The sequence below is a fragment of the Pantoea sp. S61 genome (assembly GCF_016625145.1).
In the GTDB taxonomy this organism is placed as follows: domain Bacteria; phylum Pseudomonadota; class Gammaproteobacteria; order Enterobacterales; family Enterobacteriaceae; genus Pantoea; species Pantoea rwandensis_B.
The window spans coordinates 158,125-183,659 of the sequence record NZ_JACVUO010000013.1 but is presented as its reverse complement, the minus strand read 5'-3'; the positions used below and the strand labels follow the sequence as shown (position 1 = coordinate 183,659).

Genomic DNA, 25,535 nt, shown 5'->3' with positions numbered 1-25,535 from the left:
GGCTGAAATCGCCAACTTTTTCACCGTATATATGCGTAAAATTCTTGCGCTGTAGAGTTTAGTGAATCTAAGGTGAAGTCAAAATAACCAGCTGGATAGGAAATCAACAAAGGCTAACCAGGGGAGGAAATAAGATTGCGGATGCCCTGAAATTTTCTTCATTCGCCATCAGGATTTCACGGCTAATGAATTGAATTAAAAGTGTTTTTAAAATTAATTTCAGGCTGAAATCGCCAGCATTTCAGCAGATTTCAGCGCTGCATCGATGTAACTAACCCGGTTTAGCCAGATGATATTCAATGATTTATCCACAGAAAAGGTGGATAACTTTATTCGAGTCGTTAGGCTGTAAGTGACAAACCGCTGGGCGACTGCCAAACCGCTTCCCGAACCCGAACAGGCTTGTTTATCAGACCTAATGCATAGAAACGATCGGCGATGATTTGTTGCTCTTTAATCACTTCGAATGCCATTGAACGGGTTTTATGACTGCGTCGTGTTAAAGCTCTTTCAACAGCCAAAAGGTCAAGACCCAATTCCTGCGCAAGCAGACCAGCAGCTTCCTGCCGATGATTATCAATAAAAATGCCGGTCTGCTGTAAACTCACCACCAGCTGCTGGGCCACGTCATGATGTTTTTCCACATAATCGCGACGTGCCAGATAAAATTGGTGGTTGCGCACGCGCCCTTCACCGTTGGCCAGCACGCGCAATTCAGGATTGCTCTCTGCCGCACTGAGTAAGGGATCCCACATCATCCACGCATCGACCGCCAGATAGTCACTTGCCGTCAAAGGATATTTTGGCGGCGCATATACCACTTTGAGTTCATCAAGGGCGATACCTGCTTCTTCCAACAGCTGCAGCAATAACCAGTGAACATTAGAACCTTTATTGACCGAAATACGTTTCCCACGTAAATCAGCAATACTCCGAATATCGCTATTGTTCGGGACAATAATCCCCACGCTGTTGGGCGCAGGAGGTTCCCAGGCTATGTAGGTCACGGCATTGCCATTCGCCTGGGCGAAAATAGGCGGCACCTCGCCGGTTGTACCGAAATCGATCTCGCTATTTTGTAAGGCATAAAGCAGTTGAGGCCCGGCAGGAAATTCACTCCACAACACGCTAACCCCCTTCTTTGCGAAGCACTGCTCAAGACTTTGACGCGCCTTTAATACCCCAAGATTCCCGAATTTCTGATAGCCGATACGTAACTCACGCTCCTGATTAGGCTCATTAACAGAGGCAGTTGCAACGTGACTTGTCGTCTTACGACGTCCTTTTATCATTCCCTGATGAGCAAGATGGGTACGCAGTGTGTGGCGGCTGATGCCAAGTAGCGCAGCGGCCTGTGTCTGATTGTGTTCGGTGAATTCCAGCGCGTGAGTAATCAGGCTGGCGATGACGCGATCAAACAGCTGATTGGGCTTAGTGGAGAGTTGTTGACGCAGGAAGTTATCAAGCGTTGATTCTTCCGCGCTGCTAAAACCCTGTTCACTGTATCTCGTCAGCCGCAAATGGGTTGGCGTTAGCGTCTCCTCCCGACTCAGAAGCACTGCGTTGTGAAGCGTATTTTCCAGTTCGCGAATATTGCCCGGCCAGCTGTACTCCAGCAGCACTTCCAAAGCATCCGGTGACAAACGACGCACCGGTCGACCTAAACGACGTGCATACAGCGAAAGGAAATGCTGCGCCAGGAGCGGGATATCATCCCGACGATGCCGCAACGGAGGCAGCGGCACGACGGCAATGTTCAGACGATAGTAAAGGTCTTCCCTGAATTGACGTTCGCGTATCGCCTGTGCCAAATCTACGTGGGTGGCAGCAATGACACGCACATCCACTTTGATCGGCTTGCGCGAGCCCACGCGCGTAATCTCGCGCTCCTGTAACACGCGTAGCAACTTAACCTGTAGCGACAGACTCAGCTCTCCAATCTCATCCAGCAGCAGGGTGCCGCCCTGAGCAGATTCAAACCAGCCGGGATGCGCCTGGGTCGCGCCGGTAAATGCCCCTTTCTCATGACCAAAAAGCTCTGCTTCCGCAAGACTTTCGGTTAAAGCACCGCAGTTAACGGCGAGAAAGGGGCCATGGCGGCGTTGGCTATGATGATGGAGATAACGTGCGACCACCTCTTTTCCCGTCCCGGTTTCGCCGACAATCAGTACAGTGGCATCCGTAGGGGCGAATTTGTCGAGCAGTGATTGAAACGCAAGTGAAGCTGGATCGACTAGACGTGGTGAGTCAGCGTAATTGCTATAGTTGGTCAGCATTGATTGATTTCCGCGGGGGAGAATCAGTATACGCTAAACGTTGCTATTCACTGTGAATAGCAGGAAAAAAGCATAAGCAGTTGCATATGCAGCAATAGCTGTAGGCAGCAAGTTGCCGATGCAACAAGCTGAAATGACGCTAAATATCTAACCTGCTGAAAAACCGTGATTATCAAGAGCGGGAAAGCTGGCACGTTTTTCGCTAACAGCTATATAACTAAAAAAGCAGCCCGAAATGACCATTTTTAAATAAAGTTATATAGGAAAAGCATAATGGCCGAATCCGCAAATAAGAACATCAATGTCTTCTGGTTTCTCCCGACGCACGGTGACGGTCGCTATCTCGGCACCACGGAAGGTGGGCGCCCGGTCGATTTAGCGTACCTACAGCAAGTGGCATTGGCGGCCGACAATCTCGGTTACTACGGTGTGCTGATTCCCACCGGAAAAAGTTGCGAAGATTCATGGCTGGTTGCTTCTGCACTGGCACCCATCACCAAAAGACTGCGTTACCTGGTTGCCGTGCGTCCAGGTTTACAGCCGCCGACATTAGCGGCGCGCATGGCTACCACCTTAGATCGCCTCTCTGAAGGACGTTTGCTGATTAACGTGGTGACCGGCGGTGACCCGGTTGAAAATAGAGGCGACGGCATCTTTCTCAATCACAGTGAACGCTATGAAGTCACCAAAGAGTTTCTCGACGTGTATAGCCGTTTAATGCGCGGAGAGAAGGTTGACTATGAAGGGCAGCATATTCACGTTGAAGGCGCGGAGGTGTTGTTCCCGCCGGTGCAGGAAAATGGCCCACCACTCTATTTTGGCGGCTCGTCGGAGGCCGCAATTGATGTCGCTGCTGAGCAAATCGATACCTATCTGACCTGGGGTGAGCCCCCTGAGCAGGTCGCAGAAAAGCTGGCAGTCGTCCGTGAACGTGCAAAAGCACGCGGGCGCAAACTGGAATACGGCATCCGTCTGCATGTCATCGTGCGTGAAACGGAACAGGAAGCGAAAGCGGCAGCAGAGAAATTGATCGGCCATTTGGATGAAGACACCATCGCGCAGGCGCAGAAGATTTTTGCGCGTATGGATTCGGCAGGTCAGGCGCGGATGAGCGCGCTGCACAGAGGGTCGCGCGATAATCTCTATATCGCGCCAAACTTATGGGCAGGCGTCGGTCTGGTACGTGGCGGAGCAGGAACGGCCCTGGTGGGCAGTCCTGAACAAGTTGCAGAACGCATACGGGAATATCAGGCGCTGGGTGTGACCAACTTCATCCTGTCGGGATATCCGCATCTGGAAGAGGCGCACCGTGTGGCAGAATTATTGCTGCCGTTACTACCGCTCGCAAATGGTCAGCAGCAGCGCGCGCGCACCATTAACACTGGTCCGTTTGGCGAAACCATTGGAGGCGATAAGCGTCCTTCAAAACAGACGAGCGCCAGCTAATGCAGGAGAAGACGATGGCACGATCTCACATCATCATCACAGGTGGCGGGTTCAGCGGAACCGCGCTGGCGATTCATCTCGCGCGCCAATCGTCCTCTCCATTACTGATTACAGTGGTCGAACCGCGTGAGCAGCTCGGCAGTGGTGTTGCCTACTCCACGCAGGAACCGGCGCATCGCATCAACGTCCCAGCTTCACGCATGCAACTCAGCGGCGATGAGCAGGGCGCCTTTGATCGCTGGTATCGTCAGCAGCCTGAGTGTTCACTGGATTCAGTAGCCCATTGTGATGACGGCTCAGTCTATCCGCAGCGCGCGATGTTTGGTCGCTATCTGGCCGAACAGTTTGCTCTCGCCGCAAAACGGTATCCACAGATCGAACTTCGGCACATTCAGGCCAGTGCCGTGGCCTGGGAAGGGCAACAGCTGTTACTCAGCAATGGCGAGATGTTACAAGGCGATCTACTGGCATTAGCGATCAGCCACCCGCCGCCTTCATTGCCTTGCTCGCTGCAACCCTTTGCTCATCACCCAGCGCTGATTGCCAATCCGTGGCAAGCTGGCGTGCTGGATGCGATACACCCCGACGCTGCCGTGGCCATTATCGGAACGGGCCTGAGTATGGCAGATGTGGTTGCCTCATTAGGCACTCGGCACCATCAAGGCCCATTAACCGCCTTCTCGCGCCGTGGGCAGCTCTCACGCGCTAATCTGCAGGGTGAGTGGCCTGAATGGACGTTAGCGCCTCAGAACGTCCCTGGCGTGCGTCTGTGGCTGCATCACATCAGGGATGAGGTCACCCGTGCCGCACAGCAGCAATTACCCTGGCAGCGCGTGCTGGATGACGTACGCGCACAGGGCCAGACCATCTGGCAAACCTTACCGCTGCACGAGCAAAAGCGCTTTGTGCGCCATCTGCGCTCGTGGTGGGATGTACATCGTTATCGTATCGCGCCGCAGGTGTCAGCGGAAATCATCAGACGACAGCAGCAGGGGAGTTTGCAGGTGCTGGCAGCCAGACTGCAGGCCATTACGGCGCAGGGCAACCAGCTGGCAATCACTCTGCACACGCGCAACGGTGAAATTGAAACGCGCTTGCTCGATCATCTGATCGTCACCACGGGACCGGGGCATGATGCGCTGACACAAAGCCAGCCGCTGCTCCGTTCGCTGAGTGACCAAGGCCTGATTCGCGGTGATCAGCTTGGCTTTGGCCTCGACGTTGATACGCAGTCACACGCACTGAATCAACAAGGCCTGCCCAATGCCCGCCTGTTCGTGGTCGGCCCCGCCGCCCGCGCGCGTTTCGGCGAGTTGATGGGCCTGCCGCAGGTTGCCGATCACGCCGCTGCCGTTGCTCAGCAAATTCTCGAAGATCTTCACATCGCTCAAGATGAGCGATGTCCCCCTTACGCTTCTTAATCTCTCAAACATCCTAAAAACACACTAACGAACGCCGGGTCGTCGCACGATCACGGCCTCGCTATGGAGATTGCTATGCCATCGCAACGTGAAATTCGCCTGAATGCTTTTGATATGAACTGTGTCGGACATCAATCACCGGGCCTGTGGGCGCACCCGCGCGACCGCTCCTGGCAATACAAGGATCTGGAGTACTGGGTCGATTTGGCGCGATTACTGGAGCGAGGCAAATTCGACGGTTTGTTTATCGCCGATGTGTTGGGCATTTACGATGTGCTAAACGGGAACGGCGATGCCGCGATTCGTCAGGCAACGCAAGTGCCAGTTAACGACCCGCTGGCCTTGATTACGCCGATGGCGCTGGTGACCGAGCATCTCGGCTTTGGCCTCACTGCATCGCTGTCGTTTGAACATCCTTATCCATTTGCGCGCCGTTTATCGACGCTCGATCACCTGACCAAAGGGCGTATCGGCTGGAATATTGTGACCTCTTACCTGGAGAGTGGGGCGCGCAATATTGGCCATCAGGCGCAGAGCGATCACGACAGTCGCTATGACTACGCCGATGAATATTTGCAGGTGGTCTACAAGCTTCTGGAAGGCAGCTGGGAACAGGATGCGGTATTACGCGATCGTGAACGACGCATCTTCAGCGATCCCCGCAAAATCCATCCGATCAATCATCAGGGCACCTTCTTCAATGTGCCGGGCATTCACCTGTGTGAGCCGTCGCCGCAGCGCACGCCCGTGTTGTACCAGGCGGGGGCATCGAGCCGTGGCAAACAGTTTGCCGCTGAGCATGCGGAGTGCGTGTTTGTTGCAGCGCCGTCGAAAGTTTTGCTGAAGAAAACCGTGGCGGACATTCGTCGCCGTGCAGAAGAAGCAGGCCGCGATCCTCGCCGCATCCTGATTTTTAATCTGCAAACAGTGATCGTCGGGGAGACCGATGCTGCCGCGCAGGCGAAGTGGAAGGAATATCAAAACTATGTCAGCTATGAAGGTGCGCTGGCACTGGTATCCGGCTGGACCGGTATCGACTTCGGTCAATATCAACCGGACCAGGTGCTTAAGTACCTTCACACCAATGCCATCCAATCGGCAGTCGAAACGTTCTCCACAGCCGACCCTGATCGCCAATGGACGGTAAAAGCGCTGGCGGATTGGGTTGGCATTGGCGGTTTTGGCCCGTTGATCGTCGGCAGTGCAGAAACCGTCGCCGACGAATTGCAAAGTTGGGTGGAAGACACCGACGTTGATGGCTTCAACCTCGCCTACGCGTTGACGCATGAAACCTTTGAAGATGTGGTTGAACTGCTGATTCCTGAGCTACAAAAGCGCGGCGTTTACAAGAAGTCGTATGCGGAAGGTACGCTGCGCGAGAAGCTGTTTAACGCCGGACCACAGTTAACCGCACCGCATCCCGGCGTGGGCTATCGAGTGAAGCATTCGGTACTGCCGGAGGTCATATGATTGAAATTGACCAGTTGAGTAAGCATTACCGCACCGCGGATGGGCGCGTCACCGAGGTGCTGAAAGCCATCAACTTGCAGGTACCACAGGCCAACATCACCGCTGTCGTTGGGCCCAGCGGCGCGGGAAAATCCACACTGGCAAAGTGCATCAGTTTACTGGAGCAGCCCAGCACGGGCAGCATTCGCGTCAATGGCAGCGATCTCTCGCGGCTGAATGGCGAAGCACTGCGACGCGCGCGCCGTTCGATTGGCACTGTTTTTCAATCTTCTGCCCTACTGCAGCGTAAAAGCGCCTGGGAAAACATCGCGCTGCCATTGCGTTATCTCGGCGTGGTCGAGCGGGAGATTTCCGCACGCGTGGGTGAGTTGCTGGAGAGTGTAGGTCTGAGCCATAAAGCCAAAGCGTTTCCCGATCAGCTATCGGGGGGCCAGCGTCAGCGTATTGGCATCGCTCGTGCGCTGGCGCTTCGCCCTTCCGTGCTGCTGGCCGACGAGGCGACGTCAGGACTGGATCCTGAAGCCACGGTTGCTGTGCTGGACTTGCTGAAGAAACTGCGTGACGACTACAAACTGGCGATTGTGCTGATCACCCACGAGATGGATGCCGTGCGTCAGGCGGCAGATGCGGTTGCCGAAATTCGCGATGGGCAGATTGTGCAGTATGGCGTGGTGAAGCAGTTACTCGCACAGCCCGATTCCTCCCTGGCCCAACGCTTATTTCCACTGGTGGCACAACCTGGCGTGGCGGAATTAATCCTGCAACTGAGTTATCGCACAGATGTCCCGGTCATCAGCGACTGGATCTCGCGCCTGAGTGTGCAATTCAATCTGCGTATCGATCTGCTCGGCGCGCACGTTGAGCAGGTGAACGGCATTCAGGCCGGACGCTTGCTGGTAGGCATCCACTTCCAGCAAGAACGCGTGCCACTGGCGCGATTACTGGCGCAACTCGAACAGTTTGGATTAGTCGCCAGCGTCTCGGGCAGCGTTCATCAGTTGCGGGAGGCGGTATGAGCATTTCCGTGATAAGTCAGGATACGCCCTGGCTGGAGATCCCGGCGTTGATGTTGCCCGCCATGGCCGAAACGGCACTGATGGTCGGCATTGTGATGCTGTTCGTGGTGACGTTCGGCGGTATCGTTGGCGTGGTGCTATTCAACACCTCAGTGCAGGGGTTATTTCCTCATCGCGGCATTCATCGGGTGCTGAGCTGGATAGTGAATATGGGGCGCTCGTTGCCATTTCTGGTGCTAATGGCCGCGATTATCCCGTTCACCTTCTGGCTTACCGGCACCACCATCGGCATCCCTGCTGCCGTCGTCCCGATGATTGCGGCTGGCATTCCATTCTTTGGCCGCCTGGTGGATAACGCGCTCCGTGAACTGCCAGGCGAAGTGACGTCGGTGGGTTTGGTGTGCGGGGGTTCGCGCTGGCAAATCATCCGTTCGGCGCAGCTGAGTGAGGCCTTACCTGCTGTTGTTGCCGCCATCACCCTCAACCTGATTTCCATGATTGAGTACTCCGCCATCGCTGGCACCATCGGCGCGGGCGGTATCGGTTATTTAGCCGTGGTGTACGGCTATCAGCGCTTCGACAACCACATCATGATCGCCACCATCGTGGTGCTGATCGCTTTGATACAAACCATTCAATTTATCGGCGACCGTTTAGTCGCTGTTTTACGCCATCCTCAGGGGATATCACGATGACAACACAAGAATTTGAGTTACGTAAGACGCGCCGCTGGCCGTGGCTGCTTCTGATTATAGTGGTCATTGTATTGGCCGCTGCCGCCTGGTTCTGGCGCAGTCAGCAACCGCAAGCGGTGGTGTTTGGCACCACGCTACAAATCCACTTTGAACCGGCAATGGCGGGAGAACAGAAGTTGATTGAGTATGTTGGCGAGCACATTGCGCCGGATTATGGCCTGAAGCTGGAAGCGGTGGGCGTGCAGGATCCGGTGCAGGCGGACCGCGCCGTGGCACAAGGGCAATATGCAGCAACCGTCTATCAGCACCAGTGGTGGTTGAAACAGGTAGTGGATGCCAATGGCTTCAAACTCACTTCGGCGCTGCCGCTGTTCCAGTGGGCGTTTGGTGTCTACTCGGATCGTTATCAATCAATCGCTGACCTGCCGCAGGGCGCCACCATTGTGGTGCCGGATGATGGCGCAAACCAGGGCCAGGCCTTATGGCTGCTGGCACGTCAGGGTTTGATCACACTCGATCCTAACGTTGAACCGCGTACCGCCAAGTTAAAAAACATTGTCGGTAATCCGCATGGCTTCGTCTTCAAAGAACTCGATTTGCTGACCATGCCACGCGCATTGAATTCGGTGGACGCGGCGATTGGCTATGTTTCTCAGTTTGACGCCGGAAAAGTGCCGCGTGATAAAGGCATTCTGTTCCCACCGGCGCCGCGTACTTTTGCTTCGCAGTTGGTGATTGGGACGCCGTACCTGGAGCAGGAAAACATCGTGAAACTCAAGCAGGCGTTTTCCGATCCTCGCGTCCAGCAGTGGCTGAAAACCACCGATGATCCCTTAGTAAAAGGCGTATTAGTGCCGGTCTCTGCTGATTAATCCTGACGTTAAATAGCCTTACCCGGACACGCGATGCGCGTCCGGGTTTTTGTGTTTGTATTTTGATTTATATTATTGATTTATAACAATTAAATATCACTATTTGTTGCTTTGGACCTGATAGGTAAGCGCTTATAACAACCTCACCTGCACAACTAAAAAACAACGTGAGGCATTATGAGTTCCGTTTCTTTCGAAAACACCTTACCGGCGTCTGAGCCGGTTCGTTCGGTCAGCGATGTGGCAAGGCTGATCAACACCCGCAGTGACAAAAACAATTATGCGCGCATGATTGTGTTCCTCGCGCTCGGCGGCGTCTTCCTCGATGCCTACGATCTCACCACGCTCTCTTATGGGATTGACGATGTGGTACGCGAATTCCAGCTTTCTCCTCTTCTTACCGGATTGGTGACGTCCTCAATCATGGTCGGCACCATTGTCGGGAACCTGATTGGTGGCTGGCTCACCGATAAATATGGCCGTTACTCGGTGTTTATGGCCGATATGCTGTTCTTCGTGGTCTCCGCCATCGCAGCGGGATTAGCGCCCAATGTCTGGGTACTGATTGGCGCACGTTTCCTGATGGGGATTGGCGTGGGTATCGATTTACCCGTGGCGATGTCCTACCTGGCGGAATTCTCTAAATTCGCTGGCAAGGGCAACAAAGCCGCGCGACTCGCCGCATGGTGCCCGATGTGGTACGCCGCATCAACGGTGTGTTTCCTGCTGATCTTCGCGCTCTACTTCTTGTTACCGAAAGAGCATCTTGACTGGTTATGGCGTGCATCACTGCTCTTCGGTGCTGTTCCTGCATTATTGATCATCGCAGTACGCAGCAAATTTATGAACGAATCACCGTTGTGGGCAGCCAATCAGGGCGATCTTAAGTCTGCGGTGCGCATTTTGCGTGACTCTTACGGTATTCATGCGCATGAAGCGGAACCCGAAGCGCCACCAGCAGAAGCGGCACCTAAAGTCAGTTTCCGCGTGCTGTTCCAGAAACCCTGGCGTGAACGCACCATCGTGGCAGGCGTGATGAACATCTGCATTTCGTTTGAGTACACCGCGATCGCCTTCTTCCTGCCTTCGATTCTTGCACAGTTTCTTGGTGCGGGCGTGTTTGAAACTATCTCCGCATCGCTCGGCCTGAACGCGCTGTTTGCCTTCACTGGCGGTTTGCTGGGCATGCGTCTGGCCTGGAAATATCCGTCTCGCCATGTGGCGATCGCCGGATTTGCACTGCAGTTCTTCGCACTGATTGCATTGGCATTGATTGGGCACCCTGAAGCGATTGCGGGGATTGTGTTTGCGGTGCTGATGCTGGGCTTGTGGTTGTTTGCTGAAGGCTTTGGCCCGGGCGCGCAACTGATGGTCTATCCGGCGCTCTCTTATCCGACGTCCATTCGCGCGACTGGCGTGGGCTTCAGTCGTGCGCTGTCAGGAATTGGCAGCGCACTGGCGCTGTTTATTCTGCCGATTCTGCAGGCGGCGCTGGGCACCAACATGTTCTGGGTGGTGTCGCTTGCCGCCATCATCCCGATCTTTTTCCTGCTCGCGGTTCGCCACGAACCGACGCGCCACGACATTGACGATCTTTCTCATCAGGAGTGATTATGAGCCAACTTTCTACAGGCACCGATTACGCTGCGCTGGCTGCGCATTTCCGTCCACTGTTTGATCGCATTGCTGAAGGCGCGGTAGAGCGCGAACGCAGCCGCACGTTGCCCCATGAAGCAATAACCTGGTTAAAAGAGGCGGGCTTCGGTACGGTACGCATCCCGAAAGAGCAGGGCGGGTGGGGCGCATCGCTGCCACAGCTGTTCCAATTGCTCACCGAACTGGCGGAAGCGGATTCCAATCTGCCGCAGGCATTACGTGCGCACTTCGCATTTGTCGAAGACCGCCTGAACCAGCCCACCAGCGCTGAACGCGATCGCTGGTTCCGCCGTTTTATCGACGGCGAGCTGGTGGGCAGCGGCTGGACTGAAATTGGCACCGTGAAACTCGGCGATGTGATAACCCGTGTCACGCCCGTCGCAAATGGCTGGACGCTCAGCGGTGAGAAGTTTTACAGCACGGGCACATTGTTCGCCGACTGGATTGATGTGTATGCACGACGCAACGACAATCAGGGCGATGTCATCGCTCTGGTAAGCACTCACCAACCTGGTGTAACGCGTGATGATGATTGGGATGGTTTTGGCCAACGCTTAACCGGCAGCGGCACCACACGTTTTGAAAATGCGCTCGTCGAGCAGGAACACGTCTTCGATTTCGCCACGCGTTTCCGCTATCAAACGGCATTCTATCAACATGTGCTGTTGGCTACGTTGGCCGGTATTGGGCGGGCGGTGGCACGTGACGGCGCGAAAGCGGTGGCTGCACGAAATCGTATTTATAGTCACAGCAATGGTTCGACTTCACGCGAGGATGTGCAGGTACTCCAGGTGATCGGTGAGATCACCAGCCTGGCGTTTGCGGTCGAAGCCACAGTAATCCGCGCAGCACATTCACTGCAATCAGCCTATGAAGCCCATGTGAGCAACGATGAAGCGAGACGGGTTGAGGTCAACGCATTAGCGGAAGCCGAAGCAGGGCAGGCACAAGTCATCGCCAGTGAACTGGTTCCGCGTGCCGCCACCGAGCTGTTTAACGCGCTTGGCGCGTCGGATACGCGTATCAGCAAAGCGCTAGACCGCCACTGGCGTAATGCACGTACCGTCTCGTCACACAATCCTGTGATTTATAAAGCACGTGATATCGGCGGCTGGAAGGTTAACGGCACGCCGCCGACGGGGATTTGGCAAATTGGGCGCGGGGAAGGGTAAAACATTTCAAGCCGGGCGGCTTGAGCCGCCCACTTCTAATACAGCGTTTTTAAACTGTCCTGAATCACATTCAGCGCCGTGGTGACATTGGAGTTCGGCCGCCGCGTGACAAACAAACCATATGTCACTTTCACCGGAGCCTGCGCGACATTCACCAGACGCATACTGTCATGACGAATGAGCTCCGCTGGCAGCATGGCCACACCCAATCCGCCTTCAACAGCGGGGATGATCGCGCCCAGGTTGGAGCTGGTTACCGCGATCCTAAACTCCTTGCCTGCTTCAATCAGCGCATCAAACATCAAGCGTCGCCATGAACAAGGTTCACCGCAAACAATAGCATCGACCGTCAGCGCGCTATCCCAGGGATAGTCAATTCCGCACACCCAATGCAGGTCGATCTCCCAACTGGTTAACGGGTCTTCGCTGAATCCGGCGGTCAAACCCAAGACCATATCAAACGCGCTCTCCTGCCAGCGTCTGGCGAGAATGTGATCGCTCTCAATGGAAAGCTCGATGTGCAGGCCCGGACACAATCTTCTCAGCCTGCCGAGTGCAAGGGGGAGCAAACTCGATGCCACATCTTCGGACATCCCGATGCGAAGCGTGCCGGCGGGCGTACTTTCACTCAGTTGCGCGACCGCCATTTCCCCCAACGCAAGAATTCGCACCGCAAAACTGAGCAGCACTTCTCCCTCTTTGGTGGGGACGACGCCTCGTCCTGTACGACGCAGCAAACGCTGGCCCGTATGTTCCTCTAGTCGACGAATCTGTGCACTGAGTGCGGATTGGGCTCGTCCGGCCTGCTCGGCGGCGCGTGTCAGGCTGCGGTGATGACAAACGGCAACGAAAGTACGAAGCAGCGCGGGTTCAAAATTGTCCGATATCATGATGGGGTTATGTCTGATACATGTGAATGCAGCCTACCAACATATCATCAGCTTCGCTACGCTTTATCTACCGGTCATTATTCGTGTTCAGCAGTGTGGAGAGCAGAGATGAAAGCAGTAACTTACCCACAACCAGGTGGTCCAGAGGTTTTGCAACTGGTGGATGTCCCCGAACCTCTGATCACGCAGGATGAGCTTTTGGTGGCGGTGGAAGCCATCAGTGTTGAGGGCGGCGATATCATTTCTCGCAACAGCCAGCACTTACAAGCGGGTGAGTCTTTGGGCTATGCGGCAGCGGGCACCATTCTTGATATGGGTTCCAACGTGACGGGATTTAAGATTGGCCAGAAAGTGGCAACGTTCAACTGGCGAGGTGCTTATGCAGAACGTCGCGCTGTCGCTGCATATAACTGTTTCCCTGTTCCTGAAGGCCTGGATGCGCGGATTGCTGCTGCCATTCCGGTTGGGCCAGGCACCGCAGCATGGGCGTTTCATTTAGGAAAGCTGCAGCCAGGCCAAACCGTACTCATTCTCGGCGCGGCGGGTGGAGTGGGCATGGCTGCCGTCCAACTGGCATCCCGCATGGGTGTCCGGGTGATCGGAACCGGTACGCGGCCAGAATCACTGGAAAAGTTACGTGAGTTTGGCCTCAATGACGCGATTGTGGTCGGTGACAAGCAGGCTGGCGAACAGGTGCGTGAATTGCTGGGCGGCAATAAAGTGGATTTGCTGATCGATACCATTGGCGGTGAAGCATTGTCAGATGGCATTGAAGTATTAAAAGATGGCGGGGCGGCGATTCTGATCGGCATTCTCGCTGGACGTAATCAGATGGTCGATGCGGAATATCTGCTGCTGCACCGTATTACGTTGATCGGATGCTTACTGGGGCCAGAATGGGGCGAAAAACAGATTGCCCGCGATTTGGTGAATGAACTAATGGTGATGGCGGCGAAAGGCGAACTGATCGTGCCTATTGATAGTACTTTCCCGCTGGAACAGGTGGTTGAAGCTCATCAACGAGCAGAAACGCGTGGGCGTTTGGGCAGAGTGTTTATCACTGTTTAACAGTGTGCGGCCGTAAGGCCGCACACTACCTGGTCACTGCTTATCCAGTGACCAGGTCGCGCTGCGCACATCCACTTTAACCGGCAGCAATCCAACGCGGGTAAACGTATCGGCTAACGCCTGCTGTTCATCAAATACCTGCGGTGTCATGCGCGTGGCACCATACGGCAGGCGCTTCAACGTGGTCTGCCAAATCGTTTTATCTAACCCGGTCGATTTCGACAATATCGCCGCGGCTTCATCCTGGTTGGCATTCGCCCAATCACTCAACTTACCCAGTTCCTCCACCACCTGTTTCGCGGTGTCAGGATGGCCTTCCGCAAACGGGCGGCTGGCAAGATAGAAGGTGTAATGCGGCACTAAACCTTCCGCATTACGGATTTCACGCGCATCGGCATTGGCTTCCACTTCTGCAAGGTAGGGGTCCCAAATTACCCAAGCATCAATCGCACCTTTCTGGAATGCCGCGCGGGCATCGGCGGGTGGCAGATAGACGGGCTTCACATCCTTATAATTTAATCCGGCATCTTCCAGTGCTTTTACCAGCAGATAGTTCACGTCAGAACCCTTGTTCAGCCCAACGCGCTTCCCTTTCAAATCTGCGACACTTTTGATCGGTGAATCTTTAGGTACCACGATGGCTTCGGTTTTGGGGTTAGCAGGGGAGTGACCGAGGTAAATCAAATCAGCTTTGGCAGCCTGCGCGAAAGCGGGTGGGGCATCGCCGGTGGCCGCTAAATCGATGCTGCCCACGTTTAACCCTTCCAGCATCTGCGGCCCGGCCGGAAACTCGACCCAGCGGACATTGATGCCTTCCTTCTTGAAGGTTTCATCCAGCGTGCCGCGATACTTCAGCAGCGCAAAGATATTGGCTTTCTGATAGCCGATGGTCACGGTTTCTGGTTTAGCGGCAAAGGCGTGCGCAGAGAGCAGGCCGACGCTAAGCGCCAGGATGCTTAGCGCAGGAATTTTAGTTGGCATAATCAGTCCTTGGTGGTTTTTATCTCACCATAACAAAGCACTTATATAACCAATAAATAACGAATTTCGATCGCTTATAACCGAATTTTTGTGATCAAGATCATTCACTGTAATCAGTATGTCATCTTGATTTGCATAGATGCCCAGATAATTAGCACGCTAATAATTTGTATAACAAATCAAAATGTCATATCGATAGGCTTCTGTCAGGATAGGCACTTACGTTGCCTGCTATGGGTTTCTTTCGCTCTATGAAGTGGTTTTCACAAAGCGCAGTGCTGTTTTCTGCCAAAACTTGTCTTGCCGCCTTTCTGGCTTTTTACATTGCTCTGGAACTCAATCTCGATAAACCGGCCTGGTCACTGACTACAGTGTACGTTGCCTCCCAACTCTATTCGGGTTCGACCGTATCGAAATCGGTGTTTCGCTTTTTCGGCACCTTGCTGGGTGGGCTGTTTACGCTGCTGATCTATCCCACTACGGTAGAGTCACCGATGCTGTTCAGCCTGTGTATCTCGCTATGGGTTGCCGTGTGCCTTTACCTTTCATTGCATGATCGCACGCCGAAAAGCTATGTGTTTATGCTGGCGGGTTACAGCGCGGCGATCATGGGATTCCCCGATGTGACATCCCCTTCGGCCATCACCTACACGGTGATATCGCGTATTGAAGAGATCACCGTGGCGATTATCTGCAGCAGCCTGGTGCACCGCTTAATCATGCCGGTCTCGATGCGCAACTTGCTGGAACAGAGTGTCAGCCTGTGGTACCAAAATGCCCGTAAGCTGTGCAGCGAGTTAGTTACGGTGATGCCAGCTGATAAATCGGTAGAACGAGAAGATATTCTGGTTCAGATGGCGAACTATCCTCTCAACGTCGAAACCCTGATTACACACTGTGTATATGAAGGCGATGCCGCGCGACGTCTGGTGCGGTTGGTCAGCGTGCAGTATCAACACCTCTCCTATTTGATCCCGACCCTAACGGCAATTGAATCACGTCTCAATTTGCTGGCGCAGCAGGAAATCCGCTTTCCAGTCTATGTGTCTGAGGCGTTCCAGCAGTTTTTGTTATGGCTAAATGGCGATGATCAGGTTCAGGTGCACGATGTCCTCACTGTTGCACAGGCGCAGTTGAAACAGGCCTGGCAGGAAGGTCGACTCAACAGTGAAGAGAGTATTTTGTTGATTGGATTGCTGGAACGTCTGCTTAACTTCGTGCGTATCGCAAATGCCTATCACAGCGTCAGCGAACGCGTGAGTGAGTGGACACCGACCGTCAAGCCGGGAAAAACCGTGCGTGCGCATAAGCATGTCGATAAAGGTTTGCTGCTGCTCTCCTGCTTCACTGCGTTTCTTGCCACCTTCGCCACCTGCTTGTTCTGGATCGGCAGCGGCTGGAAAGATGGCTCGACAGCGCCGATGATGGCGGCGGTACTCTGCTCCTTCTTTGCCGGGCTGGATAGTCCCATCGCGCCAATGAAGCTATTCCTGAAGGGCGTATTGATCTCAATGGCGATCAGTCTGCTTTACGTCACCGTGTTGATACCACAAGCGGTAACGTTTGAAGCGATGATCATCTGCCTCGCGCCCGGATTATTTGCGCTGGGATTGGTGATTGCCAACCCGGCAACCAATTTGATTGGCCTGATCGTCGCCACGCAGATTCCGGGTCTGATTGGCATGAGTCATCATTTCAAACCCGATCTTCTGCTTATAGTGAACGCAATGATTTCAACGCTGGTGGGTATTGTCATCGCCCTGGTGCTGACGTTGCTTATTCGCAACAAGCGTCCATCGTGGACGGCGAAACGCGCGGTGCGTAAAGGGATCCGCGATTTGCTGCAGTTTATCGCTGCGCTGCGCCTCAACACGGTAACGATGACGGCGCGCCAGCAATTTGTGGCGCGTACGCTGGATAAGGTCAACATTATCCTGCCACGTAAGCGCGTCGATCCCTCACCCGATCTGGTTTCCGGCGGCAATCTGATTGCCGAAGCCTGGCTTGGCGCCAACTGTTACGACTATTACACGCGGCACAAGGCGCTGCTGACCGAGAATGGCATTGAGAGTGCGGCGATGTTCCATGAGCTGAGAGTGTTCCTCAAACGCAGGCTGAAATCCCTGCAGACACAGCCCCATCCGGCGTTGTTGCATGAACTTAATCGCCTGCTGTTGGGTTTAGAGGCGCGGACTTTACAGGAACAGGCGTTGTTTACGCCGATGTTCCATCTGTTCAATATCCGCTTATCGCTGTTTCCCTCAGCGCGCTGGCCGGAAAACGCGCCACTTGAGGTTGATCGCGCATAAGTGTGCCGCAAGCCCTGTATTTGAGCTGGGGGCATGCGCCAGACTGACAAATCCCGTACAGTGCTGGACAGGCTTGATAAAGGAAAATCGCAGATGAAAATGATCGGTTTGATCGGTGGGATGAGTTGGGAATCGACGGCGCTCTACTATCGCATCATCAATGAACAGGTGAAGCAGCAACTTGGCGGATTGCACTCGGCGCGTAGCCTGATGTACAGCGTCGACTTTCAGGAAATTGAGAAGCTGCAAGTGGCGGGAGAATGGCAGCGGGCCGGCGAGATTCTGGCAGAAGCCGCGCGCAGTCTGGAAAAGGGCGGGGCGGACTTTATTGTGCTCTGCACTAACACCATGCACAAAGTCGCTGACCAGATTACCGGTGCCGTGGATATTCCGCTGCTCCATATCGCCGATGCGACTGCTCAGCGTATTCAATCAGCGGGCGTGAAGCGCGTGGGCTTACTGGCGACGGCATTCACCATGGAGCAGGAATTCTACAAAGGCCGCCTGGCGCAATCTGGCATTGATGTGCTGGTACCGGATGCGTCGGGCCGGAAGACGGTGCATGACATCATCTATCAGGAGTTGTGCCTTGGCATTATTCGTGAGTCGTCGCGAGCGCGTTATCGTGAGGTGATTGCTGAGCTGGTTGCGCAGGGCGCCGAAGCGATCATTTTGGGTTGCACCGAAATTACCCTGCTGGTGAAGCCCGAAGATGCCAGCGTGCCGCTGTTTGATACCACGTTAATTCATGCCGAGGATGCGGTGAAACTGGCTCTGGCAACAAAATAATTATCCTGCTAATTATTTTGTGTGTTATTATCTGTTCATTGAAGGCACAACGTCTGACCCCACATGGTCGTACAGGGATGTGCCAGAACGGGCTGCCAATACGTTGGCAGCCTTTTTTGTGGTCAGAATGCTGTTTCCAGTGAATCTGTGACGCAATAATCGTCGTCCACCAGTGGCAGATAGCGCCATTTATCAAAAGCGGTGCAGGGATGAGAGATACCGCATCCTACCCAATGACCCGGCTGCAACGTTTCATCATCGGGCAGCAGCAGATACGCATGTTGATCGTTGACGTCACTGATACGCAGATGGGTTGCCGCGCGCGGTTCACTGCCATCTGCGTTGCGAATCCACAATGGATTGGGCAGATCCTGGTCGAACGGCACATCACGTCGGCCAAAATCGACAAAAGCCAATCCTGGCTCAGGACGAGACAATACCCGCCCCCAAATCTCCAGTGCTGCATCGAAGTGATGGCTCGAACCCGGTTGCGCGAAGGGTGCAATGCGCGCATACAAGCCGCTGTCATGCGCCATATAGGCACCGGATCGAATCAAGGGTGTCATCGGCAGCGGTAATGTCGCGGCAGTAAAACACTCGGTCACCACATCAAACCAGGCGCCACCGCCAGCGCTGAGGATGATGTGATCGCTGCTGAAGAGTTGCTGACCTGCCAGCAGTGCGGCGGTGCTGATCATCATCTTACAATATGCTTTCACGCGTTGAATACCGGCTTCATCACGACCCGCACCCAGCGCGCCTTCATAACCGGCCACGCCCACCAGATGCAGTGAAGTACTGGCTTTAATCGCTGCGGCAATTTTTAGCGCTTCCTGCTGCGAACGGCAGCCGGTGCGGCCGCCGCTCACCGACATTTCCAGCAGCACGGAAATCTGTGTATCACCGAGATGCTGCTCCAGCAATTTTACGCCCTGCAGTGAATCCACATAGCAGAGGAAACCGTGGTCAGGATGCTGCTGCTGCCATTGACCAATCCAGCGAATGCCCGCCGGATCGACCAACTCATTGGCGAGAAACACATTGCGGATGCCAAACTGACGCAGCGCGCGGACCTGTGCCGGCGTGGCAGCACCCAATCCCCACGCGCCACCCTCTGTGATAGCGCGGCGCAAGATCGCGGGCGACATAGAGGTTTTTCCATGTGCTGCCAGCATGATGCCGTTTTCCTGGCAAAACGTGGCGAGCTGGTGGAGGTTGTTCTGCAGCGCTGATTGCTTCATCACCATCAACGGGGAGAACACTTCATCAGTAGTAAACACATTGCTGCCAGGCGTTAATGGCTGATGACCTGCACCTGCCACCGATTTAAAACGGGGTGCAGGTTGTTGGGCATCCAGCAACCCGTCCGCCTTCAGTGGAAAATGAATCGACATAGTGGCTCCTGTTAATGCTCAAGCACGCGCGATAAGAATTGCTGAGTGCGCGGGTTTTGGGGGTGCACGAAGATCTGCTCAGGTGAACCCTGTTCGGCGATAACGCCCTGATCCATAAACACCACGCGATCTGCCGTTTTACGAGCAAAGCCCATTTCGTGCGTCACCACCACCATGGTCATGCCTTCACGCGCCAGGCTGCGCATCACTTCCATCACCTCGCCAACCAGCTCTGGGTCTAGCGCGGAGGTGGCTTCATCGAAGAACATAATTTTCGGTTCCACCGCTAACGCGCGCGCAATGGCGACGCGCTGCTGCTGACCACCGGAAAGCTGTGCCGGATAGTGATGCGCGCGCTCCGCCAGCCCAACACGAGTCAGTGCCGCCATGCCGCGTTTGTTCGCTTCCGCTTCAGACAGTTTTTGCGCTTTAATCAGCGCCAGCGTGACGTTACCCAGCGCGGTTTTGTGCGGGAACAGGTTGAACTGCTGGAACACCATGCCGACATGGCCACAAATTTCGCTGCTGCGCTTGCGGTCGTGCAATGGCACTTTGTTGACCCATATTTCGCCGCCATCAGCGGTTTCTAAGCCGCTCATGATGCGCAGCACGGTGCTTTTTCCTGAACCGGACGCACCAATCAACACCAGCACTTCGCCGGGTGAAACATCCAGACTAATCTCTTTCAGCACCTGAGTGGAGCCAAAGGATTTAGTAATGCGGCTCAGCGTAATCGCGGATTGGCTCATGATATCTGGCTCCTGGTTTGATGATGTTGAACCCAACGAGAAAGCGGGAAGCAAATGGCGAAGTAGAGCAGGGCAACCAGGCCGTAAATCACCACCGGTTGGCCGATGCGATCGACAATCGCCTGGCCCTGATGCATCAGTTCGGACATGCCGATCATGCTGACGATCGAGGTGTCTTTAATCAGCGAAAGATACTGACCGGCCAGCGGCGGCAACACGATGCCACGGGTTTGGGGCAATACCACGCTCATGAAGGTTTGACGTTTGGAAAGCCCGAGAATCCACGACACTTCCCACTGGCCTTTCGGTACCGCTTCAATCCCGGCGCGGAACACTTCGGCGATATAGGCACCTTGATAGATGCTCAAACCGAGGATCCCGGCGGCAAACAGGTTGATCTCATAACCGAAGTAGGCCACGCCGAAGTAGATGAACATCAGCGTGATCAGCACCGGCGTACCGCGAAACAGCTCGGTATAGAGTACGGCGATCTGTTTGGCGACCGGCAATCGGCTGGTGCGCAACACTGCCGCCAGTAAGCCCAGCAACGTGCTGCCGATAATGGCGGCGATGGACAGCAACAGCGTGATACCCAGTCCTTTCAGCAGGATGGGGAAAGAGCTGATGATAAGCTCGCTCATAGCGCATTCTCCTGTTTCACTGGATTAGTCAGCCATTTTTTTGCCCACCACCAGGCGGACTTTTTTACCGGGGTTACCAGCGGCGGGTGGAACATGCGCCGTCCTGCCACCGTGCCCAGCCAGGAGAACAGATTGCTCAGCACCAGATAGACCAGCGCGACCACGCTAAAGGTCTGGATATACAGCAGAGTGCGGGCGTTGATCACCGTGGCGGTGCCGGTCAGTTCTGGCAGGGCAATCGCAGAAAGCAGCGAAGTACCGAGCAGCAGCTGAATCAGGTTGTTGATGATCGCCGGCCATACGGCGCGTGCCGCCTGCGGCAGCACCACGCTGAGAAAGATTTGCCGACGTGGGATGCCGAGAATATAAGCGGCTTCGAGCTGACCTTTAGGCACCGATTGAATCCCGGCACGAAAGGTTTCAGACAAGTAAGCGCCAACGTTAATGCCCAGCGCCAGCACACCGGCGGTAAAGGCGCTCATGGTGATGCCCAGCGAGGGCAGGCCAAAGAAGATGATAAAAATTTGCAGCAGCACCGGCGTGTTGCGAATAAATTCGACGTAGCAGTGACTGATCCAGCGCAGGGGAGCAACAGGCGATGATTTCGCTAATGCCGACAATAAACCCAATGCCACCGCCAGCACGAAGGCCAGCAATGTCACCTGTAGTGTCAGCCATGCGGCCTCAAGAAAGGTGTCGGCATAGCGCCAGAGGGTTAGCCATTGATAACTCATGGTTTGACTCCTTCGAACGGCGCGGCATCAACTGCCGCGCCGTACATCAATCAATATTGCGGATTCAGTGGGTAACGTGGCTTGCTACCGAACCATTTCTGATAAAGCTGGGCGTTTTCACCCGATGCATTAATCTCAAACAGGAATTCATTCAGATAGTTGGTCCAGACCTGATCACCCTGTTTCACACCAAAGGCGTTATATTCCAGCGGGACCAGCGCCTCGTTGGTGACGGTCAGCGTGGGGTCCAGCTTGGCCTGGTAAGCAAGGAAGTTGTTATCTTCGATCATTGCATCGGCCTGGCCCTGCTTCACGGCGAGGATCGCGGCTTGCGATGAATCGTATTCCTGAATTTTCACATCAATACCGAGGTTGCGGACTTCATCCCCATTGGTTGAACCCTTCACCGTGGCGATGGTTTTGCCCGCCATATCATGGGCTGATTGAATGCCGCTGTTCTTGCGCACCAGCATTGCCTCACTGGCGACCACATACGGGTTGGTGAAGCCGATCTCTTTGGCACGTTCCAGATTACGTGTGAAGTTACAGAACACGACATCGACTTTATTGGTTTGCAGGTTAGGAATACGGTTGGCGCTGGTGGTATTCACCATCTCCAGTTTCACGCCCATCTCCTTGGCCAGTGCTTTTGCCAAATCAACGTCATAACCATCCGGGTTGCCATCTTTGTCATAAAAACCAAAGGGGGCAAAGCTCAGGCAGTCACCGACACGCAGCGTGCCGCGTTGCAACACGTTCTGCAGGGCCGATTGCGGTGCCGCGCCAGCCTCTTTTTTTTCTTCGGTGGGTGTGCAGCCAGCTAAAACCAGTAACGCCAGCGCAGCCGCGCCGAATTTAAGCGATGTTGTGTTCATTTTATGCTCTCTATAAAATGGTTATGAGTCGGCGTAACACCGATATTTCACAGCAAAATGAAAAGCATCAATTAATAACAGGCTGTCCTGGTGTGGGCGAAGAAAATAAAAATTCGTCAGCCTGTTTTAACCGTAATAATTATTTACGATCGGCGCGGAAGCATTTCATATCCACTTCCACTTTGCAGTCGACCACTAAATCCTGCACGCTGCAAATACGCGCCGGTGGATTTCCACTGAATATCTCACTGAATACTTTATTAAAGGAACTGAAGTAGCGTGCGTCGGTCAGCACGGCTGTGACGTGTACCACATCTTCCACGCGATAACCTGCCTCGCGCATGATGGTCAGGCAGTTATCGAATGCTAACCGGGTCTGTTCAATGATACCGCCTTCCATTACCTCACCGTCGCGCATCGGCGTCTGGCCTGAGATGTACAGCCAGCCATCAGCTTCTACCGCACGGGCAAAAGGCAATTTTTGCCCGCCGGTGCCTGTTCCGCCTTCAATGCCATAACGTTTTATCGTCATGCAAATTGCCTCATTTCTGGAGTTGTTAGTCTGTCCGGTATATCAGACTTGAATCTGCAATACCGGATAGGGCAAGATTTGCACAGTGAATTTGCTTTTGCAATATGTGATCGGTTATTTAATTTTTTGTGATGTAGTCGGGATCGCAAAATAAATATCCTGGAGAGTGTTCGTTTAATAATAATGTGACCTTTGTCGAACATTTCAAATGTCAGCAAAAAACGATTGCGCCAAAATGAGGCCCCAAAATAGATCGCCATAATATAACGTCAGTGATTAATTTTTATTTTTACGGGGATGGGTAATTGTTGCGTTGGGGTGTATGATGCTTTTCTTTTTTCATGTATTCCAATCGCACCAATGCAACAGGGGAGTGAGCGTATGCCGGATGAAAAACCGTCACGGGCGCGCGGTGTTGACCGGGTTATTGATATTTTCCGTCAGTTGCATATTGCCCGTCAGCCGATGGCGATGCGCGATTTGATCGATGCCACTGGCGCACCCCGATCCAGCGTTTATGAGTTGGTCAGCCTGCTCAGTGAAGCCGGGCTGGTGGAATTAGATGCAGATGGTGCGGTGTTTTTCGGTCGCGAAATGCACTATTACGGTGCAGATTACATGGCGCACAATGACCTCATCCGTCGTGCCCATCAGTTGATGGTGGAGATTGTGGCGCGCCACGGCGAAACCGTGCAGCTTTGCATGTTGGAAGGCAACAAATACACCGTGGTGCTGTCCGAGAGCAGCAACGCGCACCCCTTCAAAATCACCTCAGATATCGGCGTACGCGTGCCCATCACCTGGACTGCGACTGGCCGCTTGCTGCTCAGCAACTGGTCTGACAGCGCGATCCTCGATTTGATTCCAGAAGAAGATTACCGTCTCGCCAGCGGGCAGATTCTCGATAAGCAGGCGTTTCTCGATGAAATCCATCATGCCGGTAAGCTGGGCTATTGCATGACGGAAGGTCTCTCCGAAAGCTTTACCTGCTGTATGGCGGCACCGATTCGTTCACGCAGCGGCCAGGCGGTGGCGGCGATCTGCTTTATGGTGAGCCGTGATACATCGCAAGAGCGTCGGCAGATGCTGTTGCAGGAGTTGATTACCTCCGGGCAGAAGCTGTCAGATTTTACATAATACCTATCCAGGTGCGCATCAATGCGCACCCTACGCAAACCCAACCCCATCCTTTTGACTCAATCCGTTACAACCCATTGTCCTGATGTTTATTTTTCGGCCCTTAAGGTTGTGTTAAGGTAATTGATAATAATAACTATTCTTTTTACCACGGAGTTTTAGGATGAAAACGCGCCTGCTACTGGCAATGGGATTACTGGCTTCCACGGCAGCTTCGGCTACCACTTATCCGTTAACCGTCACCGACATGGACGGTCACACGCAAACCATCAATAAAGAACCACAACACATCATCCTGCAGGATGGCCGCGATATTTTGACGCTGGCGTTGCTGGATCGTGATGACCCGTTCAAGCGCGTGGTGGCGTGGAATAACCTGCCGAAAAAACAGGACACCCAAACCTGGGATCTGCTGAAAGGCAAATGGCCGGAAGCGACCAAAATTGTCGATATGGGCTTCAGCGATCAGGGACAGGTCAATTTAGAAAGCGTGCTGGCGCAAAAGCCCGACATGATGATTGCCCAGCTGCGTGCAAAACCGGCATTGGAACAATCAGGTGTGTTGAATACGCTGAATAATCTGCATATTCCCGTGGTGTTTGTGGATTATGAACTGCACCCGGCACAAAACACCGCACCGAGCGTGACGCTGCTGGGTAAAGTGTTGAACCGCGAAAGCGAAGCAAAAGCCTATACCGACTTCTACCAGCAAAAGTTTGATCGCCTTACCAAAGGCGTTGCTGAAGTGAAGAACAAACCGACCGTGTTCATTGAACCGATTGCCGGTAACAGCGATAACTGCTGCTTTACCCACAGCCATAACGGTTGGGGCGGATTGGTCGAAGCCGTTGGTGGCAAGAATATTGGTTCGGAATTGCTGCCGGGCAATGCCGGGTTCGTTGCGCTGGAAAAAATCATCGCTATGAAGCCTGATGTTTACATCATGTCTGGCTCTAAACGTCCGAACACGAATGTGCTGCCATTTGGTTACGGCGTGCAGCCAAAAGAGATCAACGCCACGTTCCAGACCCTGCTTCAGCGTACGGGTTTGGCACAAATTGAACCGGTGAAAAAGGGGCGTGTGTATGGCGTGTACCATCATTTCTACAACCACCCGTACAACATCATTGGCATGGAAATTCTGGCAAAGGATCTCTATCCACAGCAGTTTGCCGATCTGAAACCCACCGCAGATTTCCATACTATTGTGAAAAAATTCACAAAATTGCCAGATGAACCGATTGATCTGAGCTACCCCAACAATCAGTAATGTGATTGAGCGGGCCGAGAAAGGCCCGCTTTTTTATGCCTTCTCAACAATCTTTCTCTGACATCATGACAATCGCAATTGTTATGTTATAACATATCAATTATAACGTTGGGTGTGGCATGTCACCGCACCTGCACTGGCC

22 protein-coding genes are annotated in these 25,535 nt (G+C 53.9%); 13 read left to right on the top strand and 9 right to left on the bottom strand.

Features of this window, described 5'->3' with window-relative positions; genetic code table 11:
• Nucleotides 1-341: 341 nt before the first annotated feature.
• Complete coding sequence (locus IAE30_RS21725; RefSeq protein WP_370585629.1) at nt 342-2,273, bottom strand: aliphatic sulfonate ABC transporter substrate-binding protein; 1,932 nt, start codon at nt 2,271-2,273, stop codon at nt 342-344.
• A 276-nt stretch (nt 2,274-2,549) separates the two neighbouring features.
• Here IAE30_RS21725 and ssuD point away from each other — a divergent pair, with 276 nt between their 5' ends.
• The 8 genes from ssuD to IAE30_RS21685 all read left to right on the top strand — a co-directional run bounded on the left by ssuD (nt 2,550) and on the right by IAE30_RS21685 (nt 12,024).
• On the top strand, nt 2,550-3,722 hold the full coding sequence (ssuD, locus tag IAE30_RS21720) for an FMNH2-dependent alkanesulfonate monooxygenase (RefSeq protein WP_200680995.1): 1,173 nt from the start codon (nt 2,550-2,552) through the stop codon (nt 3,720-3,722).
• Between the two features lie 14 nt (nt 3,723-3,736).
• Nucleotides 3,737-5,143, top strand: coding sequence for an FAD/NAD(P)-binding protein (locus IAE30_RS21715; protein WP_200536947.1), 1,407 nt, complete (start codon nt 3,737-3,739; stop codon nt 5,141-5,143).
• 75 nt (nt 5,144-5,218) lie between these two features.
• A complete protein-coding gene (locus IAE30_RS21710) occupies nt 5,219-6,613 on the top strand; it encodes an LLM class flavin-dependent oxidoreductase (protein WP_200536946.1) in 1,395 nt (464 codons plus the stop codon).
• Nucleotides 6,610-7,629, top strand: coding sequence for a methionine ABC transporter ATP-binding protein (locus IAE30_RS21705; protein ID WP_200680994.1), 1,020 nt, complete (start codon nt 6,610-6,612; stop codon nt 7,627-7,629). Before IAE30_RS21710 ends, IAE30_RS21705 begins: the two co-directional genes overlap by 4 nt.
• Entirely contained in the window at nt 7,626-8,324 is a 699-nt protein-coding gene (locus tag IAE30_RS21700; protein ID WP_045815490.1) for a methionine ABC transporter permease, read from the top strand. The genes IAE30_RS21705 and IAE30_RS21700 overlap by 4 nt, the downstream gene beginning before the upstream one ends.
• The gene (locus IAE30_RS21695; protein WP_200680993.1) at nt 8,321-9,196 is read left to right on the top strand and encodes a MetQ/NlpA family ABC transporter substrate-binding protein; all 876 of its coding nucleotides are present in this window, start codon (nt 8,321-8,323) and stop codon (nt 9,194-9,196) included. The genes IAE30_RS21700 and IAE30_RS21695 overlap by 4 nt, the downstream gene beginning before the upstream one ends.
• 177 nt (nt 9,197-9,373) lie before the next feature.
• Nucleotides 9,374-10,807, top strand: coding sequence for an MFS transporter (locus tag IAE30_RS21690; protein WP_045833606.1), 1,434 nt, complete (start codon nt 9,374-9,376; stop codon nt 10,805-10,807).
• Nucleotides 10,808-10,809: 2 nt separating this feature from the next.
• Entirely contained in the window at nt 10,810-12,024 is a 1,215-nt protein-coding gene (locus IAE30_RS21685; protein WP_200680992.1) for an acyl-CoA dehydrogenase family protein, read from the top strand.
• Nucleotides 12,025-12,059: 35 nt separating this feature from the next.
• On the opposite strand, the gene IAE30_RS21680 is transcribed toward IAE30_RS21685, so the two are convergent.
• Nucleotides 12,060-12,914 carry a LysR family transcriptional regulator gene (locus IAE30_RS21680; protein WP_200680991.1) on the bottom strand — a complete coding sequence of 285 codons (855 nt, stop codon included), beginning with the start codon at nt 12,912-12,914 and terminating at the stop codon, nt 12,060-12,062.
• Between the two features lie 108 nt (nt 12,915-13,022).
• Here IAE30_RS21680 and IAE30_RS21675 point away from each other — a divergent pair, with 108 nt between their 5' ends.
• Nucleotides 13,023-13,982 carry a zinc-binding alcohol dehydrogenase family protein gene (locus IAE30_RS21675; protein WP_200680990.1) on the top strand — a complete coding sequence of 320 codons (960 nt, stop codon included), beginning with the start codon at nt 13,023-13,025 and terminating at the stop codon, nt 13,980-13,982.
• Between the two features lie 33 nt (nt 13,983-14,015).
• On the opposite strand, the gene IAE30_RS21670 is transcribed toward IAE30_RS21675, so the two are convergent.
• Complete coding sequence (locus tag IAE30_RS21670) at nt 14,016-14,963, bottom strand: sulfonate ABC transporter substrate-binding protein (protein WP_200680989.1); 948 nt, start codon at nt 14,961-14,963, stop codon at nt 14,016-14,018.
• 251 nt (nt 14,964-15,214) lie between these two features.
• Between IAE30_RS21670 and IAE30_RS21665 the strand changes: the two genes are divergently transcribed.
• The gene (locus IAE30_RS21665) at nt 15,215-17,272 is read left to right on the top strand and encodes an FUSC family protein (protein WP_200680988.1); all 2,058 of its coding nucleotides are present in this window, start codon (nt 15,215-15,217) and stop codon (nt 17,270-17,272) included.
• A gap of 93 nt (nt 17,273-17,365) precedes the next feature.
• Nucleotides 17,366-18,061 (top strand): aspartate/glutamate racemase family protein, encoded by a 696-nt coding sequence (locus IAE30_RS21660; protein ID WP_200536936.1) that lies wholly within the window; start codon nt 17,366-17,368, stop codon nt 18,059-18,061.
• A gap of 122 nt (nt 18,062-18,183) precedes the next feature.
• Here the strand turns inward: IAE30_RS21660 and IAE30_RS21655 are convergent, their stop codons facing one another.
• From IAE30_RS21655 to IAE30_RS21630, 6 genes are all read right to left on the bottom strand, one after another.
• On the bottom strand, nt 18,184-19,455 hold the full coding sequence (locus IAE30_RS21655; RefSeq protein WP_200680987.1) for an alanine racemase: 1,272 nt from the start codon (nt 19,453-19,455) through the stop codon (nt 18,184-18,186).
• A gap of 11 nt (nt 19,456-19,466) precedes the next feature.
• On the bottom strand, nt 19,467-20,204 hold the full coding sequence (locus IAE30_RS21650) for an amino acid ABC transporter ATP-binding protein (RefSeq protein ID WP_045815499.1): 738 nt from the start codon (nt 20,202-20,204) through the stop codon (nt 19,467-19,469).
• Nucleotides 20,201-20,845: an amino acid ABC transporter permease gene (locus tag IAE30_RS21645; protein WP_045815500.1), complete on the bottom strand. Its 645-nt coding sequence runs from the start codon at nt 20,843-20,845 to the stop codon at nt 20,201-20,203. Before IAE30_RS21645 ends, IAE30_RS21650 begins: the two co-directional genes overlap by 4 nt.
• Complete coding sequence (locus tag IAE30_RS21640) at nt 20,842-21,579, bottom strand: amino acid ABC transporter permease (RefSeq protein WP_045833600.1); 738 nt, start codon at nt 21,577-21,579, stop codon at nt 20,842-20,844. Before IAE30_RS21640 ends, IAE30_RS21645 begins: the two co-directional genes overlap by 4 nt.
• A 50-nt stretch (nt 21,580-21,629) precedes the next feature.
• A complete protein-coding gene (locus IAE30_RS21635; RefSeq protein ID WP_034822375.1) occupies nt 21,630-22,454 on the bottom strand; it encodes a transporter substrate-binding domain-containing protein in 825 nt (274 codons plus the stop codon).
• Between the two features lie 139 nt (nt 22,455-22,593).
• The gene (locus IAE30_RS21630; RefSeq protein WP_045815502.1) at nt 22,594-22,986 is read right to left on the bottom strand and encodes a RidA family protein; all 393 of its coding nucleotides are present in this window, start codon (nt 22,984-22,986) and stop codon (nt 22,594-22,596) included.
• A gap of 381 nt (nt 22,987-23,367) precedes the next feature.
• Here IAE30_RS21630 and IAE30_RS21625 point away from each other — a divergent pair, with 381 nt between their 5' ends.
• Nucleotides 23,368-24,123, top strand: coding sequence for an IclR family transcriptional regulator (locus IAE30_RS21625; protein ID WP_034822379.1), 756 nt, complete (start codon nt 23,368-23,370; stop codon nt 24,121-24,123).
• Nucleotides 24,124-24,286: 163 nt separating this feature from the next.
• Nucleotides 24,287-25,393: an ABC transporter substrate-binding protein gene (locus IAE30_RS21620; RefSeq protein ID WP_200536934.1), complete on the top strand. Its 1,107-nt coding sequence runs from the start codon at nt 24,287-24,289 to the stop codon at nt 25,391-25,393.
• Nucleotides 25,394-25,535 lie beyond the last annotated feature (142 nt).